The sequence below is a fragment of the Streptomyces montanus genome (genome assembly GCF_005786655.1).
Taxonomy (GTDB): domain Bacteria; phylum Actinomycetota; class Actinomycetes; order Streptomycetales; family Streptomycetaceae; genus Streptomyces; species Streptomyces sporangiiformans.
This window is the reverse complement of the sequence record NZ_VBZC01000025.1, coordinates 89356-105263: the sequence shown is the minus strand read 5'-3', so window position 1 is coordinate 105263 and position 15908 is coordinate 89356. Positions and strand designations below refer to the sequence as shown.

Below are 15908 nucleotides of genomic sequence, written 5' to 3'. Positions count from 1 at the left end.
CGTGGCCGATCAGCCGGCCAGTCGGCCACGGCGTGATCGGCCAGGCACAGGATGATCAGCCGGCCATGAGGTGATCAGTCGCCCACGGGGTATCGCCACTCGAAGTGCGCCAAGGCCCGCGCCCTGGCCTCCACCACAGCCATCCGCGCATCCCGTTCAGCCGTGTCGACGTGCGCAGCCTGCCCGGTCGCCTGCCCTTCCCACTTCCGGTAGAGGAGCCCGACCTCCTTCGAGAACCAGCCGCGGCTCACGGAATTGAGCGCGAGCAGCAGCCCGGTGTCCTCGGACGCCGGCAGCGCCATCCAACCGCCGAGGGCGAGCAGCAGGTCGCGGCGGACGAACAGTGTCGCCGGGTGGACCTGCGCGCGGAAACCATTCGCCTTCCAGTAGTCGAGGACGGCTCCGCACTCGATCGGGCCGTCGTCCGGGTCCCCGGGGAAGCCGACGGTGGAGCCGTCCGGCATGAAGTCCAGGACTCGTGAGGTCGCCCAGGCGATGGTGCGGTCGCCTTCGAGGACGGCCAGGTCGCGGGCCAGTGCGCCCGGGGCGAGCTGGTCGTCGGCGTCCAGGACCTTCACGTACTCGCCGTCCGCGTGCGCGAGCGCGATGGTGCGGGCGACGCCGGGGCCGCCGGGCCTCCCCTGCCGGAAGGTCACGCGGTGGTCATCGGGAACGTGCGGGGCGACGTCGTCCGTCTCCCCGTCCTCCTGGATCAACCAGTGCCACTCCCATCCGTCCGGCAACTCCTGGTCGCACAGCGACTTGTAGGCCTCCGGCAGGAAGGGCGCCGAGGGGGTGTGGACGGCAGTGACGATGATGATGCGCCGGCTCACGGCAGCACTCACCACCTTTCCAGGGGAGTGGTGAAGAGCAGCTCTGTGCGATCGCCGGGCAGCGTGACGTCGGAGATGTCCACAACGCGGTCATTGATGTCGTACGAGGTCTTGCGGAGGAGGATCACCGACGTCCCGTTCGGCAGCTCCAGCTCCCTCGCCTCCTCCGGCGTCGGCGGCCGGGCGGTGATCCGCTCCTCGACGCGGTCCAGCTCGATGCCCACCGTGAAGAGCTGGTTCGGGGTGCCGCCGGGCCACGGCTCCTTGGTGTCGTCCAGGAGATCGGAGTTCGCCGCGACCATGGCGCGGACGAGGTAGGAGGTCACGAGATTGAAGGGGGCGGTTTCGGCGGCGTGGCGCGTCCGGTAGGTGCGCTCGACGAGCGCCGTGCCTTCAGGGACGCCGAACGCGTTCGCCAGCTCCTTGGGCGCCTCGATCTCGCGGTACTTCGCGTAGAAGACGAGGTCATCGAGTTCCAGGCCGGTGTCCTGCTCCGTGGCTCCGGTCTCGGCCCGCGTGGTCAACGGCTTGCGTGCCCGGTCCTTCTCCCACTGGTGCCGCCTGTTCTCGCGGACTGCCCGCGTGCGGGGACGGCGGACGAAGTTGCCGCGGCCGTGCTGCTTGTCGATCAGCCCTTCCGCGCTCAGCAGTCGGAGCGCGTTCTGAATGGTCGGCACGCTGCGCTTGTAGCACTCCGCCAGATCCGCCTCCGACGGAAGACGGTCACCAGGCTTGCGCTCGCCCTCGCGGATGGACCGGCGGAGGTCGTCCGCGATCTCTTCGTACGCCTTGGGCACGGGTGCTCACCGATCCGTCGAGGGGCCGCTCACAAACCTCAGCGTACGACTCCTAAAGAGGTCTTGACGACTGCAGGAGCGAGCAATGAGTCAGCACTTGAAAGGTGTATTGCCTTAATGTGAGCCGCGTGCCCCCGCCGTTTTGAAAAGTCCTTCGCAATTGGATGCCTGGCGGCGGATGTTTTCCGGCGATCATCGGAGGCGAAATCCGGCCACGCCGCGATGTGTAATGAGGGCTTCCGCCCATCCCGATCCATGGTGCTCGTGTTCTCGGCAGGACATGGAAGGGCCCGATCGCTGGCGACGGGGGATGCACCAGCGATCGGGCTGTGACCAAGCCTAACAAGGCTGCTCGTGCGGCGGGAGCCCCCTGCTCGATTGCGACGGGAGTTGTGTTCGGGATCACGCAACGCTGTTCACAGGAGTGGAAACGGGGAGAACCAGGCCTGGCCTTCGTTACTGACCGCAAGGAGGCTCGTACGAAAGGCGAGACAGATACTCGTGCCATTTTTCCTGGGTCAGAACGCCCTGCGTGGTTGAGCAGATGTGACGAATGGCCTCGTCGACGTCCAGGCTCCACAGTCTTACGGTATCGGTGCCGCTCGACACCCCGAGCATGTGGCTTTTGGGGCTGAACGCCAAGAAATTTCCCGTCTTGGCGCTGGGACTCATCGACTGACCGATGGGAGCGGCCTCGGACGGGTCGGCGACGTCCCAGAGCCGGACCGTGTTGTCGTGGGCGCCGCTCGCCAGCGTGCGGCCGTCCCTGCTGAGCGTCAGCGACACGACCGCTTCGGTGTGGCCGGTGAGCGGGGAGCCCCGCCGGGTCGCCTCGCGAGGATCGGTGACGTTCCAGAGCCGGGCCGTACCGTCGTCGCTGCCGCTGGCCAGCGTATCGCCGTCCGGGCTGTAGACGAGTGCGTTGACGGGGCCCAGGTGACCCTTGAGAGGTGCCCCGAGCCGGGCGGCATGCCGTGGGTCGGTCACGTTCCACAGCCGGATGGTGGTGTCCGCGCTGCCGCTGGCGAGCGTACGGCCGTCCGGGCTGAAGACGAGGGAGTTGACGTAGCCCGTGTGGCCGGAGAGCGGCTTGCCGAGCCGGCGGAGGCGGGACGGGTCGCTGATGTTCCACAACTGGATGGTGCGGTCGTCATAGGCGGTGGCCAGCGTGCGCCCGTCCGGCGAGATGGCCAGCGCGGCCGCGAACCGTGTCCGCAGCGCGACGGGCGGCCCGTAGGCGACAGGCCGCGTCGGGTCGGTGACGTTCCACAGTTGCACAGCGCGGCTTCCGGTCAGCACCGCGAGGGTGCGGCCGTCGGGGGAGAAGGTCGGCCAACGTACCTCGCCCTCCCCGGGCGTGAACGGTTCACTCAGCGGCACGGGCCGGTTGGGAGTCCCCACGTTCCACAAGCGGATCCTGCCGTCGCGCGCGGCCGTGGCGAGCACCTGCCCGTCCGGGCGGAACGCTCCGACGCGCCCGATCATGTCCGACGTCGGTATCGACCACAGGCGGACCACGTCGTCGCCGCTCCCGGTGGCGAGGGTTTGGCCGTCGGGGCTGAAGCCCAAGGCGTACATCTCGCCCTGGCTTCCCGCGAGCGGCTCGCCGACCTGCGACGGGTATGCCGGATCACTGACGTTCCACAGGCTCGCCGTACTGTCCTGGCTGGCGGCGGCGAGCGTGGTCCCGTCAGGGTTGAAGGCCACGGACCAGATGGGACCGGTGTGGCCGGTGAGCGGCGCGCCGAGCGGCGCCGCGCGACGTGGGTCGGCGACCTTCCACAGACGGATGGTGTCGTCCGCGCTGCCACTGGCGAGGGTCCGGCCGTCGGGGCTGAAGGCCACGGAGTGCACCAGGTCGGTGTGTCCGGTCAGCACCCGGTCGATGGGCTTCGGACGACGCGGATCGGCCGTGTCCCACAGTCTGATCGTGTTGTCGTCACCGCCGGCCGCCAGCGTCCGGCCGTCGGGGCTGAACGCCACGGCGCGTACGGCGTCGGTGGCGCCGGTCAGAGCACCGAGCTCCTTCGGCCGGCGGGGGTCGTCGACGTCCCACAGGCCAACGGTGTGATCTTCGCTGGCAGAGGCCAGAGTATGTCCGTCCGGGCTGAAGGCGAGCAGGTAGATCGTGCCGTCATGGCCGGTCAGAGGTGCACCGAGCGGGCGCGGGTGGCGGGGATCCCGCACGTCCCACAGCCGGATCGTGCCGTCGTCGGCGGCGCTGGCGAGGGTTTCGCCGTCCGGGCTGAAGACCGCGCTGCTCACCCAACTCGTGTGGCCGGTGAGGGGCTTGCCCAGAGGTTCGGGGCGGGTCGGGTTTCTCACGTCCCACAGCCGTACGGTGCGGTCGTAGCTGGCGGTGGCCAGGATCCGCCCGTTCGGGCTGAACGAGGTGAGGTAGACGGCGCCGGTGTGGCCGAGGAGCGGCGTGGCCAGCGGCGCGTTCACTATCGAGATCAGCCGGTTGTTCGTGTCCTCGTCGTCGGGGCGCAGGCGGTGTGCCACCAGGTCGAGTTGAGCGGACAACGACGGATCCGTGTACTGGACCCGATCGGCTTCGGCGAGCACCTGCTCGAACACGGCGTCGTTCCGTTGCTGCCACGCGACCACCGCCGAACCGACGGCCAGCAGCGCCAGGACGACCAGAGCCGACACCGCACTACGGCTGATCCACACGGCGCGCCTGCGCAGCCTGACCGAAGCGGCCAGGAATTCCACCGCGCTCCGGGTCAGGAAGGTCTTACCGAGAGCACCGGCATCGCGGGCATTGTCGGCATTGCCGGCGTCACGGGCGTCACCGGTGTCGCGGGAGGATTTCGCCCAGTTGTAGGCCTGTTCCAGACGGGAACCCCGGTAGAGCAGTGACGAGTCGCGGTTCGAGGCCTCCCAGGCCCTGCCGTCCTCTTCCAGCCGCTGGCGCAGCAGGTTGCCGTTCCTGTCCTCGTCGATCCACTCGCGCAGGCGTGGCCAGGCGTGGAGCAGCGCTTCATGGGTGATCTCCACGGTCTCCGCGTCGAGGGTCACCAACCGGGCGCGGACGAGCGCTTCGAGCGACTCCTCCGTCTTGTCGGGATCCGTCGACTCGTCGGCCAGTTGGCGCCGCGTCCCCCGCCTGCGGGTGGCCTGGGTGTCTTCGCCCAGCCGGACCAGCCTGAGGAGAAGGAGTCTCGCGGCCGTGCGTGCCGCCGGGTCGAGGTGGGACCAGGCCCGCTCGGCGGTCGCCGCCACCGCCCCCTGTATTCCGCCCGCCGCGCGGTAGCCGGCGAGCGTCAGTCTTCCCGACTTCCGTCGCTGCCAGGTCGCGAGCAGGGCGTGGGAGAGGAGGGGCAGCACGCCCGCGTCGTGTGTGCCGCGGGGGCCGTCGGCGCTCACTTCCCGGATGATCAGCTCCGCCAGCCCCGGTTCGAGTTCCAGGCCGACGGCCTTGGCCGGGCCGGTCACCGCTTCGCGCAGCTCCGTGGTGGTCAGCGGCCCGAGCACCATGTGCCGGTGTTGCAGCGCGTCAGCCAGTTCGGGATACCGGAGGCATTGCTCGTAGAAGTCGGCGCGTATGCCGAGAACTACGAGGACGGGGGCCGGGGCGCCGGGGGCGGCGGGTGAGCACGCGGCGTGGAGGAGCTGGATGAAAGCGCGCCTGCTCGCCTCGTCGGAGCAGAGGGTGAACGCCTCCTCGAACTGATCCACGATGACGACCGGACGGGCGGGGGAGGAGGTCTCGCGTTCCGCCCAGGCGGTGACGGCCGCCCGCACGGCGTGCGCGAACTGCGGAGTACCGGGCTCTTTCGCCGCCGCTTCCTCCGCGGGGGAGACCACGGATGCGAGCTCGGGGATCCGGCGGGTCAGCTCCGCGAGGGGATCGACTCCCGGCACGAGCTGCAGTACGTCTCCGGCCCGGCCGTCCTCGTCGTCGTTCAGTGCGCCGCTCCGCAACGCGGGCACGAGGCCGGCGTTCAACAGGGAGGATTTCCCTGCCCCCGAAGCGCCGACGAGCATGACCAGGCCCCCCGTCGTCTCCGCCGCGCGCAATTGAGCAACGAGGGCATCCGTGCTCCGCTCGCGGCCGAAGAACCACCGGGCGTCTTGTTGACGGTACGAAGCAAGCCCCCGGTACGGGCACACACCGCCGGGGACGGCTGGGGCTTCGACCGGGGGTTGTTCCTTCTCTTCCGCGGATGTCGCGGGATGGTCGCCGACCGGGTCGGCGACCGCGCGCTCCCACAGGCGCTGCCACTGGGCCAGGTCGTACAGGCCCGTGGACACCGGCGCGGGTTGCGATCGCCGGGCTTGGGGGATCAGGACGTGCAGCACCGCCGCGAGGGCGGCGAACTGGGCGGGCACGTTCTTGGCACGCCGCCAGTCGCTGATCCGCTGAGCGGACACCCGTACGGGCCGCCCTCGTTCGTCGACCCGCTGAAGCCGGACGACCGCCTCGGACACGCTCTTGAGGGGAGGATTACCTGCCTCCTTGTACAGCAGCGCGAGACGTTCCGCGAAGGCTGTGCGTGCCCCCGAGTCGGAACTCAAGGTCTCCACTCCCCACTTCCCTCGCATCTGGACATCCGGAGACATCCGGAGACATCCGGACCGGAAAACTCACTTTATAGGGCTGACCTGCAGTTAAGTAGGTGGCCCAGTACAGGGACCTCCTCGGCGGGAGCCTCAGCTGGAAGGATCACAGCGCAGCAGCGAACCAACCTCGCGGAGCACGAACAGGCCATCAGTTCACGCTCGGAGAGACAACTCATGACGCCGCTTCTCGGTCAACTTCCGCCGGGGGTACGAAACGGTGGCGACGGTCTCGCCGCGTGAGCTCGAGAGATCTCCGGCCTTTCCTCGATCCGCACCGGCAAGGCGCGCATCGACCGCGCCCCACCGTTCGGCACCGGTCCCCACGAGGGGAGGGACCGGCGCCGAACGACACGGCTGCCTCGCCGCTGCTGGGCGCGGCGGCGGTAGGGCTGCCGACCGCCCATACGTCCCTCAGGCCCGCCGGCGCGACTGCGCAGCGCGCCGCGCCAACGAGTCGAAGGCCACCGCGGTGAGCAGCACCCCACCGGTGATCATGAACTGGACCGAGGGCTCGACTCTCAGCAGCGCCATGCCCGAGGCGATCGACTGGATGATGAGCACGCCCAGCAGGGCGGACCAACTTTGCCCCGTAATGGGCGCTTGGTGTAAAGCGTAGCCAGGCTGTCGGTGTCCCGTTCGGGCCCGACTGCCGCCTCACGGCGGCGGCCGGCCGCCGCCCATGCCGCTGAGCTCCTCCGAAGGCGCGGTCAGAGCAGCGTCGGCGCGTGGAACGTGCCGAGGCCGGAGGTGAGGTCCCGGTCCAGCCAGTAGCGGCGCGGTTCGGCGAGCATGACGTCGACGCTGACGGTGAGGATGCCGGGAATCCTGGCGAGTTCGTTGTCGATGAAGAGCGCCAGGGCGGAGCGGTCCGTGACCAGGCCGGTGGCGAGGACGGACATGTCGCTGGCGACGTGTGCGGCGAGCCGGGTCTGGGGGAGCTGGTCGATGCGGCGCATGACGTCGGGGGTCTCGCCGGGGGCGACCCGCAGGCGGAGGATGAAGGGGGTCTGGAAGCCCAGCCATTCCGACACGATCTCCAGGCGCGGTTTGACCCATCGCTCGTCGAGGACCCGGCGGACGACGCGGTGCGCGGTGGAGGTGGCCAGGCCGGCGGCTCGGCCGATGCTCGCGGCGGAGGCCCGGCTGTCCTGGATCAGCTGGGCGACGACGGTGCGTTCGGCCTCGCTGAGGGGTTTGGCGGGGGGCGTCGCGGTCGCGGTGCCCTCGGGGCGGGCGCCGGTGAGTTTGAGCAGGTCGGCGCGTTCGGTGTCGGTGAGGAACTGGGGGTCCCAGGTGTGGCCCCGGCGATGGGTGCTGAGGGCGGGCAGGGCGTTGACGCGGCGGACGCCGGGGACGGAGAACATGCGGTCGATCGCCTCGCTGGTGGCCGCCTCGGAGGGGGCGTGGACGACGGCGTAGAGCGGGTAGTCGCCGGAGATCTGCGCCAGGAGCTGGAGGTGGGGCAGCTCGCGGAGCCGGCGAAGGACGGCGAGCGGGGTTTCGCCGGTGATGTCCAGAAAGACGTGCACCGGCATCGCCGTGGAGTGCATGCCCCAGTCGGCCTGCCCGATCACCCGGACCATCCGGGCCTCGTGCAGCCGGTCGTAACGGCGTTTGAGCGTGCTGGCGTCGGCGGACAGGATCTCGCCGATGTCGTCCCAGGTGGCGCGGGGCGCCAGGTGCAGCGCTCCGATGAGGCGCCGGTCGAGCTCGTCGAGCAGAGGGCGGGTCATGGTGCCCCACCTTAGACTGCCGGTTAATCCCACTGTTACATCCAAGGGCTAGAGAATCTCTCATCAGAGTGCCATTGTTCGCAGGAACATCCCTCAAATGCACGAAGAGGTACCGATGAGTGCCACCTCTGCCCAGCCACAGCCGACTGAGCCCCAGTCGAGAGTCCTGCGTACCGCGTTCCGGAGTTTCGCGGCGATCGAGAAGATCGGTAACAAACTGCCCAACCCGTTCTGGCTGTTCTGGATCCTCGCGGGGGTGGTCGCCGTCCTCAGCGCCGTGCTGGCGGCGGTCGGCGTCAGCGCCGTGCACCCCGGCACGCACGAGACCATCGAGGTGCAGAACCTGCTCAGCAAGGACGGCCTCGCGATGGCCGTCGAGGGGGCGGTCGACAACTTCGCGGCCTTCCCGCCGCTGGCCACCATCCTCACCGTGATGTTCGGCATCGCTGTCGCCGAGAGGAGCGGACTGTTCTCGGCGCTGCTGCGCCGCATGGTCGCGCGGGTGCCGGGGAGGTACCTGACCTTCGCGTTGTCGATGACGGCCATGGTCAGCCATGTCGCCGGCGACGCCGCCTACGTCACCCTCATCCCGCTCGGCGCACTCATCTTCCGCGCGGCGGGCCGCAGCCCCGTGCTCGGCTGCATCGTCGCCTACGTCTCCATCTCCGCCGGCTACGACGCCTCGCCGTCCCTCACCACGACCGACGTCCTGCTGTCGTCGATCTCCACCGCCGCCGCCCACACCATCGACGCGGACCACGTGGTCACCCCGGTGGCGAACTACTTCTTCGGGCTCGGCTCGTCGGTCCTCGTGGCCCTGGTGATCACGCTCGTCGTCGACAAGGTCCTCGCCCGCCGCTCGGACCTGGAGCCCGACGAGCCGGCCGCCGAGCTGAACGCCACCGAGCTGGAGGCGATCGAGGTCACCGAGCAGCAGCGCCGCGCGCTGCGCGTGACCGGGCTGGTCGCCCTCGGCTTCATCGTGTTCCTTGCGGTGGCCATGATCCCCGCGTCCTCACCGCTGCGCGGCGAGGGCGGCGGCATCGTCGACTCCCCGCTGATCGGCGGGATGGCGCTCGTCCTGGGCGTGTTCTTCGCCGTGCTCGGCACCGTCTACGGCCGGATGACCGGTACGTTCTCCGCTGCCCGCGACATCGTCGCCGCGATGGTGGACGGCACCCGTTCGATGGCGCCGATACTCGTTCTCTTCTTCGCGATCTCCCAGTTCCTCGCCTACTTCAAGTGGACGAACATCGGGAACATCCTCGCCGTCAAGGGCGCCGAGACACTGCGCGACCTGGACATGCACGGATGGACCGTGCTGGTCGGCATCGCCGTGCTGATCACGTTCATGAACCTCGTCATCACCAGCGGCTCCGCGCTGTGGGCGCTGGCTGCGCCGGTGCTGGTGCCCATGCTGATGCTCATCGACATCGAGCCCGAGACCACCCAGGCCGTCTACCGCGTCGCCGACTCGGTCACCAACTGCGTCACCCCGATGAGCCCGTACTTCGTGATGGCGCTGGGCTTCATCCAGCAGTACCGCAAGTCCGCCGGCATCGGCACCCTGGCCTCCTTCACGATCCCGATCGCCGCCGTCGTCTGGGTCGTCTGGGTCGCGTTCTTCGTGGCCTGGTACCTGCTGGGCATCCCGTTCGGCATCAGCTGACCCCCGCCGCGAAGACCACCCCCCACACCTTCGTACGAGAAAGAAGATCATGACCGCATCGCCTGCTGTTGCTCTCACCGCCCGTGCCCAGGAGGTCTCGTCGGAGATCGTCACCGACATCCTGACGCTCGTCCGCCACGAGACCAGCAGCTACGACCTGCCCGGCCTCGCGGCGGGCCTGGACCTCCTGCGTGAGCTGGCCGTCCACCGGCTCGGACAGCCCGACCAGGAACACCGCTACCCGGGCGGCGAGTGCGGAGACACCCTCACCCTGACCTACACCGGCACCGGCACCGGCACCGGGCACGTCGCGCTCGTCGGCCACTACGACACCGTATGGCCGACCGGCGCCCTGGCCGGATGGGTACAGCCGGAGGCGTCCGACGACGGTCGGGAGAAACTCAGCGGACCGGGCATCTTCGACATGAAGACGGGCCTGGCCCAGGGCATCTGGGCCCTGAAACTGGCCCGGGAGAGCGGCGCCCCCGTGCCTACCGTCACCTTCCTCTTCAACGGCGACGAGGAGATCGGCTCCCTGTCCTCGCGCCCGGTGATCGAGGAACTCGCGCAGAAGGTCGACGTCACGCTGGTGCTGGAGCCGACCGCGCACGGTGCGGTCAAGACCGCCCGCAAGGGCTCCGGGATCTTCCAGGTCACCGCCACCGGCATCGAGGCGCACGCCGGGCTCGCGCCCCAGGACGGGGCGAGCGCGATCACCGCACTGTCCGAGTTCGTGGTCGCCGCCGCGACCGTCGCGGCCCCCGACAAGGGCACCACGATCAACACCGGGCTCATCAAGGGCGGCAGCGCCACCAACGTCGTCGCCGGGCAGGCCACCGCGAGCGTCGACATCCGGGTCAGCAGCGAGGCCGAACAGGACCGCGTCGACGCGGAGTTCGACGCCATCGAGGTCAGCGACCCCCGCGTCCGCATCGACATCGACCACGCCTGGAACCGGCCGCCGATGACCCTCAACGCCGCCTCCGCCCCCCTCCTCGGCCTCGCCCGCGAGGTCGCCCGCGAACAGGGCCGCGACGACCTGCCCGACGCCGCCGTCGGCGGCGCCAGCGACGCCAACTTCGTCGCCGCCCTCGGCCTGCCGGTGCTGTGCGGCATGGGCGCGATCGGCGACGGCGCCCACGCCCAGGGCGAGTTCATCTACCCCGACACGGTGCCCGCCCAGACGGCACTGGTCGCGGGACTGCTACGACGACTGGCGAAGCCGCTGCGCGGCTGAGCATGATCGCGATGCAGACCCTCCCCACTCAAGAGCCACAGAGGTGGTCAGGTGCCCGTTCCCGCCCCCAGCCGTGTCGCTGTCTCCATGAGCGACACGGTGAACGGGTGGCTCGGCGCGGTGAGGACTCGCTGGGCCGGTCCCTGTTCGACGAGTTCGCCGGCATCCAGGACGGCGATGCGGTGGGCCAGCGCGGCGGTGTCCAGGTCGTGGGTGATCAGGACGAGGGACAGGTCGTCGCGGTCGTGCAGCAGGGTGGTGAGGATGCCGAGGATGCCCCGGCGGGTGATCGAGTCGAGGCCGGAGGTGATCTCGTCGCAGATGAGGACGCGAGACCGGGCGAGCAGGGCGCGGGCGAGAGCCGCGCGCTGGAGTTCGCCCCCGGAGAGCTGTCCGGGGCGTCGGCGGACGAGGTCCTCGGGGAGGCCGAGGCCGGTCAGAGTGGCCAGGGCCTCCCGCGTCGCGGCGGAGGTCTCGGTGCCGCGCAGCCGGATCGCGGTGCGGGCGATCTGGTGCAGGACCGGACGGTGTTCGTCGAAGGCGGCGCGCGCGTCCTGGAAGACGTACTGCACGGCCGCCAGCTGGCCGCGGCCGCGGTCGCGCAGGCTGCGCGGCACCGGTGTGCCGTCGAGGAGGATCTCTCCGGCGTGGTCGCGGTGGAGTCCGGCCAGACAGCGGGCGAGGGTGGTCTTGCCGCTGCCGGAGCGGCCGATGACGGCCAGGCATTCGCCCGCGTGCAGGTCGAGTTCGGGGATGCGCAGTACCTCGGTCGTGCCGCGTGTGTTGTTGCGGTGGCGGGCGGTCAGGTCGCGTATCCGCAGGACGGGCCGACCGGTGTCGGTCGCGCTTTCCGGTTCCGCGAACTCCGGCTGTTCGGAGAGCAGCGCGCGGGTCCATTCATGCCGGGGCGCGAGCCACAGGCGGTGCGCCGGGCCCGACTCCACGACCCGGCCCGCCCGCATGACGATCACCTCGTCGGCGAGTGCCCGTACGACGTCCAGGTCATGGCTGAGCAGGACGACGGCGATGCCACGTGCCGCGACGGCCGCCAACTGGGCCACGATGCGGCTCTTGGTCAGGGCGTCCTGACCGGTGGTGGGCTCGTCGGTGACGACGACCCGGGCGCCGAGCAGCAGGGCCTGGGCCAGGACGACGCGTTGCTGCTGGCCGCCGGAGAGCTGGTGCGGGTAGCGGCGCAACAGGATCTCGGCGTCTGGGAGTTGGGCCTCGGCGAGGGCGCGCTGGACGCGTTCGCGGGCCGCTGCCCGGCGCCGGCCGCGGGGCAGGTGGCGTACCTGGGCGCGGGCGATGTCCGTCAGGAGCGCGGAGATGCGGCGGGCGGGGTTGAGGGCGGAGGCCGGGTGCTGGGGGAGGTAGCCGACCCGGCCGTCGGCCGCCAGGCGTACGTCGCCGGTGACGTGGGCGCCGGGCGGGTACTCGCCCAGCAGGGCGAGGCCGGTGGTGGTCTTTCCGCTGCCCGAGGCGCCGACCAGGGCGGTGACCTTGCCGGGGAGGGCCCTGAGGCTCACTCCGTCGACGATCGGCCTGCCGCCGATCTCGACGCGCAGGTTCCGGATCTCGGCCACGGGCTCCTCGGTGGCGTCACCGGGGCCGACGGGACTGCCGACCTGGTCTGTTGTCTCGTCTGCGTGGTTCACGGGCGTGCTTCACTCCCTGCCCGGTTGCGGATGGTTCTGGGCGCTTCCGGGAGCCTCGCGCCCCGGGCACGGTCGGTTCGGCTGTCGTCCGCCAGCGCGGCGTCGAAGAGGAGGTTGGTGCCCATCGTCAGTGCGACGATCAGCAGCGCGGGTACGACCACGGCCCACGGCTGGACGAACAGGCCCGTGCGGTTGCGGTCGACCATGACCGCCCAGTCGGCGGCGTCCGGGGCGACCCCGACGCCGAGGAACGCAGCCGTGGCGACCAGGTACAGCACGCCGGTCAGCCGGGTGCCGGCGTCGGCGGCCAGGGTGCGCAGCATGGAACGGCCGACGTAGCCGACGGCGATGCGCCACCACGTCTCGCCCTGCATGCGCAGCGCCTCGACCGCGGGGCGGGAGGCGGCCTCCGAGGCGGCGGCGCGTACGAGGCGGGCCGCGTCGGGCACGTTCACCAGCGCGACCAGCAGGGCGAGAACGACGGCGCCTGGGGAGAACACCGTGGCGGCCAGCAGGATCATCAGCAGCGACGGGACGGCGAGCAGGACGTCCAGGGGACGCATCAGCAGCTCCTCCAACCAGCGGCGATGGGTGAGCGTGCCGACCAGGCCGACGGGAAGCGCGACGAGATACGACAGGGCGGTGGCGGCCAGGGCGGTCAGCACGACTGGCCGGCCGCCGTGCAGCACCTGCTGCCATACGTCCCGGCCGACGAAGTCGGTGCCGAGCCAGTGCCCGCCGCCGAGGGTGAAGGACGCCGTCCGCGGCCCCGGGGCGCCGGCGAACAGCGGGCCCAGCAGGGCGAGTGCCAGAGGTACGGCGACGACCGTCACGCCGAGTGCGAAGCGGCCCGTCCGTAGCTTCTTCATGCGGCCACCCCCGCCCGGGGCGCGAGACGGTGGGCGACGAGATCCGCGCCCAGGTTCAGTACGACGGTCAGGACGCCGAACACCACGGCTAGGCCCTGGACCACCGGCACATCGCGTTCGGCGACGGCGTTGAGCAGGACGGTGCCGAGTCCGGGAATCACGTACAGCGCCTCCACGACGATGACGCCGCACAACAGCCAGTCGATGGTGCGGGCGAGTTGCTGGGCGGCGGGGGCGAGGGCGCCCGGAAGGGCGTGGGTGTAGCGGATGCGGGCGCCGGAGATGCCGTAGCGGCGGGCCTGGGCCACGTAGGGGGAGGAGAGCGCGTCGATCATGCCGGCCCGCACCATGCGGGACAGGGAGCAGACCGGGCGGGACAGCAGGGCCAGCACGGGCAGCACGAGCGCGGCCGGGTGGCCGAACAGGTTGGTGCCGTAGCCGACGGCGGTCGGCGGCAGCCAGCCCAGTCGGAGTGCGAGGACGCTCACCAGCAGCACTCCGAGGGCGAACTCGGGCACCGCGTACACGGCCAGCGTGACCGAGCTGATCAGCCGGTCGGCCAGGCGCCCTTCGTGCCGGGCGGCGAGCACGCCGAGGCCGAAGCCGATCGGGACGAGCAGGCCCACGGTGAGCGCGGCCAGCAGGAGCGTCGGGCCGAAGCCGTCGGCGATGTACTGGCCGACCGGGCGGCCGGAGGTCAGCGAGGTGCCCAGGTCACCGTGGAGCAGGCCCGCAGCCCAGTCGGCCAGCCGCTCGTACGCGGGCCGGTCGAGGTGCATGGCCTCGCGGACGGCGGCGATCCGGGCGGGGTCGGGCTGGTCGCCGGCCAGGGCGATGGCTGCGTCGCCCGGCAGCGCCTCGGTGAGCGCGAAGACCAGCAGCACGACAGCCACGGTCTGCGCGACGCCGAGGAGCAGCCGCCGGGCGACGAAGGAACGCAGTCCGCTCACGCGAGCCAGACCTTGTCGAAGCGGGCCCAGTCGAGCGTGTTGGCGGGGGCCCTGGTCTCAACTCCCTTCACATTGCCGGCCGTTCCGAGGATCCAGTCGGCGAAGCCCCAGATGAGGAAGCCGCCCTCGGCGTACTGGCGGCGCTGCATCCGCTCGTAGACAGCGGCCCGTTCGGTCTTGCCGCGGGTGGACTGGGCCTGCTCGTAGAGGGCGTCGAAGTCCTTGTGCTGCCACCTGGTGGCGTTGGTGGTGGAGTCGGTGAGCAGCCGTTGGGAGATGTGGGCCTCGATGGGCATGGCGCCGGAGCGGTAGCAGCACAGGGTGCCGTTGTCGAGGATGTCGGCCCAGTAGGAGTCCTTGCTGCCCATCTTCACGTCGATCGTGACGCCCGCCTTCTTCGCCTGGTCGCGGAAGATGCTGGCGGCCTCGGTGAATCCGGTGGCTACGGCCGAGGTGTCCAGGGTGACCTTCAGGTTCTCGGCGCCGGCCTGCTTGAGCAGCGCGCGGGCCTTGTCGAGGTCCTGTTCGCGTTGGGGGAGGCCGTCGGCGTAGTACTCGTAGCCCTTGCCGAACAGGTCGTTGCCGATCACACCCGCACCGGACAGGGCGCCGTCGACGAGTTCCTTGCGGTCGGCGATGAGGCAGAACGCCTCGCGTACGCGCTTGTCGTCGAAGGGGGCCCGGTCGGTCTTCATGCAGAACGCCTGCATGGCGCTGTTGCGCAGGCGCACGATCTCGATCTGTCCCTTGCCCTCGTGGGCGCGGGCGGTGGCGGGATTGAGTTCGTGGGCGTACTCGACCTGTCCGCCGAGGAGCGCGTTGACGCGGGCGGACTCCTCGTTGGCGACGATGAACTCGAGCTCGTCGAGGTGCGGGGCCCCCTCCCAGTAGTCGGCGTAGCGGCGGAAGACGGCGGAGCGGCCGGGGGCGAAGGAGACGAACCGGAAGGGGCCGGAGCCGATCGGCTTCTTGTCGAAGGCGGAGGCGTTCTCCGGGACGATGTACGCGCCGAACGCGGCCAGGACGTTGGGGAATTCGGCGGTGGGCCGCTTGAGGACGAACTCGATGCTCCGCTCGCCGGTGGCGCGGCTGGCGTCGAGGTCGATGGGCTCCAGGGACGCCTTGGCGCGGAACGCCTGCTTCGGGGCGGCGATGCGCCGGTAGCTGTAGAGGACGTCGGTGGCAGTGACCGGCTTGCCGTCGTGGAAGGTCGCCTTGCGCAGGGTTACCTGCCAGCGGTCCAGGGTCTTGTTCGACTCCCACTTCTCGGCGAGGCGGGGCTGGGCGGAGAGGTCGGCGCCGTAGTCGGCGAGCTTGTCGTACATGGCCTTGGCGCGGGCGGCGTCGGCGAAGAGGTTGGCCAGGTGCGGGTCGAGGGTCTCGCCGGCGCCGCCTCCGGCGAACGCGGCGCGCAGCCGCCCGCCTCTCTTCGGAGTGCCGTCGCCCTTGGCGTCGGAGCCCTCGCTGCCGGAGCCGCCGCATCCTGCGAGAGCGAGCGCGCCGAGTGAGGCGGCGCCCGTGGCGGCGAGGAAGCCGCGGCGGCGCAGGCCGGGGAAGCGTTCTTCGTACATGACCGTTCCTTGGGGTGTGGGT

Annotated in this window: 10 protein-coding genes and 1 pseudogene; 2 read left to right on the top strand and 9 right to left on the bottom strand. The window is 70.5% G+C overall.

Annotated features, from left to right (window positions below):
• Positions 1-74: 74 nt before the first annotated feature.
• The 5 genes and pseudogenes from FE633_RS23195 to FE633_RS23175 form a co-directional block, all read right to left on the bottom strand.
• The gene (locus tag FE633_RS23195) at positions 75-833 is read right to left on the bottom strand and encodes a glycosyltransferase family 2 protein (protein ID WP_138047068.1); all 759 of its coding nucleotides are present in this window, start codon (positions 831-833) and stop codon (positions 75-77) included.
• 8 nt (positions 834-841) lie between these two features.
• On the bottom strand, positions 842-1630 hold the full coding sequence (locus FE633_RS23190; RefSeq protein WP_138047067.1) for a GntR family transcriptional regulator: 789 nt from the start codon (positions 1628-1630) through the stop codon (positions 842-844).
• A gap of 456 nt (positions 1631-2086) precedes the next feature.
• On the bottom strand, positions 2087-6163 hold the full coding sequence (locus FE633_RS23185; protein ID WP_138047066.1) for an nSTAND1 domain-containing NTPase: 4077 nt from the start codon (positions 6161-6163) through the stop codon (positions 2087-2089).
• A gap of 447 nt (positions 6164-6610) precedes the next feature.
• Positions 6611-6787: pseudogene (locus FE633_RS23180) on the bottom strand (sugar ABC transporter permease); the annotation flags it as partial.
• Positions 6788-6906: 119 nt separating this feature from the next.
• A complete protein-coding gene (locus tag FE633_RS23175; protein ID WP_138047065.1) occupies positions 6907-7932 on the bottom strand; it encodes an Lrp/AsnC family transcriptional regulator in 1026 nt (341 codons plus the stop codon).
• Positions 7933-8047: 115 nt separating this feature from the next.
• Here FE633_RS23175 and FE633_RS23170 point away from each other — a divergent pair, with 115 nt between their 5' ends.
• Both FE633_RS23170 and FE633_RS23165 read left to right on the top strand, forming a co-directional pair.
• Entirely contained in the window at positions 8048-9601 is a 1554-nt protein-coding gene (locus FE633_RS23170; RefSeq protein WP_138047064.1) for an AbgT family transporter, read from the top strand.
• Positions 9602-9650: 49 nt separating this feature from the next.
• The gene (locus tag FE633_RS23165) at positions 9651-10838 is read left to right on the top strand and encodes a M20 family metallopeptidase (RefSeq protein ID WP_138047063.1); all 1188 of its coding nucleotides are present in this window, start codon (positions 9651-9653) and stop codon (positions 10836-10838) included.
• A 47-nt stretch (positions 10839-10885) separates the two neighbouring features.
• Here FE633_RS23165 and FE633_RS23160 read toward each other — a convergent pair whose 3' ends face one another.
• The 4 genes from FE633_RS23160 to FE633_RS23145 are packed head-to-tail and all read right to left on the bottom strand — an operon-like array spanning position 10886 to position 15886.
• Positions 10886-12496 carry an ABC transporter ATP-binding protein gene (locus tag FE633_RS23160; RefSeq protein WP_138047062.1) on the bottom strand — a complete coding sequence of 537 codons (1611 nt, stop codon included), beginning with the start codon at positions 12494-12496 and terminating at the stop codon, positions 10886-10888.
• Positions 12493-13365 carry an ABC transporter permease gene (locus FE633_RS23155; RefSeq protein ID WP_138047061.1) on the bottom strand — a complete coding sequence of 291 codons (873 nt, stop codon included), beginning with the start codon at positions 13363-13365 and terminating at the stop codon, positions 12493-12495. Before FE633_RS23155 ends, FE633_RS23160 begins: the two co-directional genes overlap by 4 nt.
• Entirely contained in the window at positions 13362-14315 is a 954-nt protein-coding gene (locus tag FE633_RS23150; RefSeq protein ID WP_138047060.1) for an ABC transporter permease, read from the bottom strand. The genes FE633_RS23155 and FE633_RS23150 overlap by 4 nt, the downstream gene beginning before the upstream one ends.
• Complete coding sequence (locus tag FE633_RS23145; protein ID WP_138047059.1) at positions 14312-15886, bottom strand: ABC transporter substrate-binding protein; 1575 nt, start codon at positions 15884-15886, stop codon at positions 14312-14314. The genes FE633_RS23150 and FE633_RS23145 overlap by 4 nt, the downstream gene beginning before the upstream one ends.
• Positions 15887-15908 lie beyond the last annotated feature (22 nt).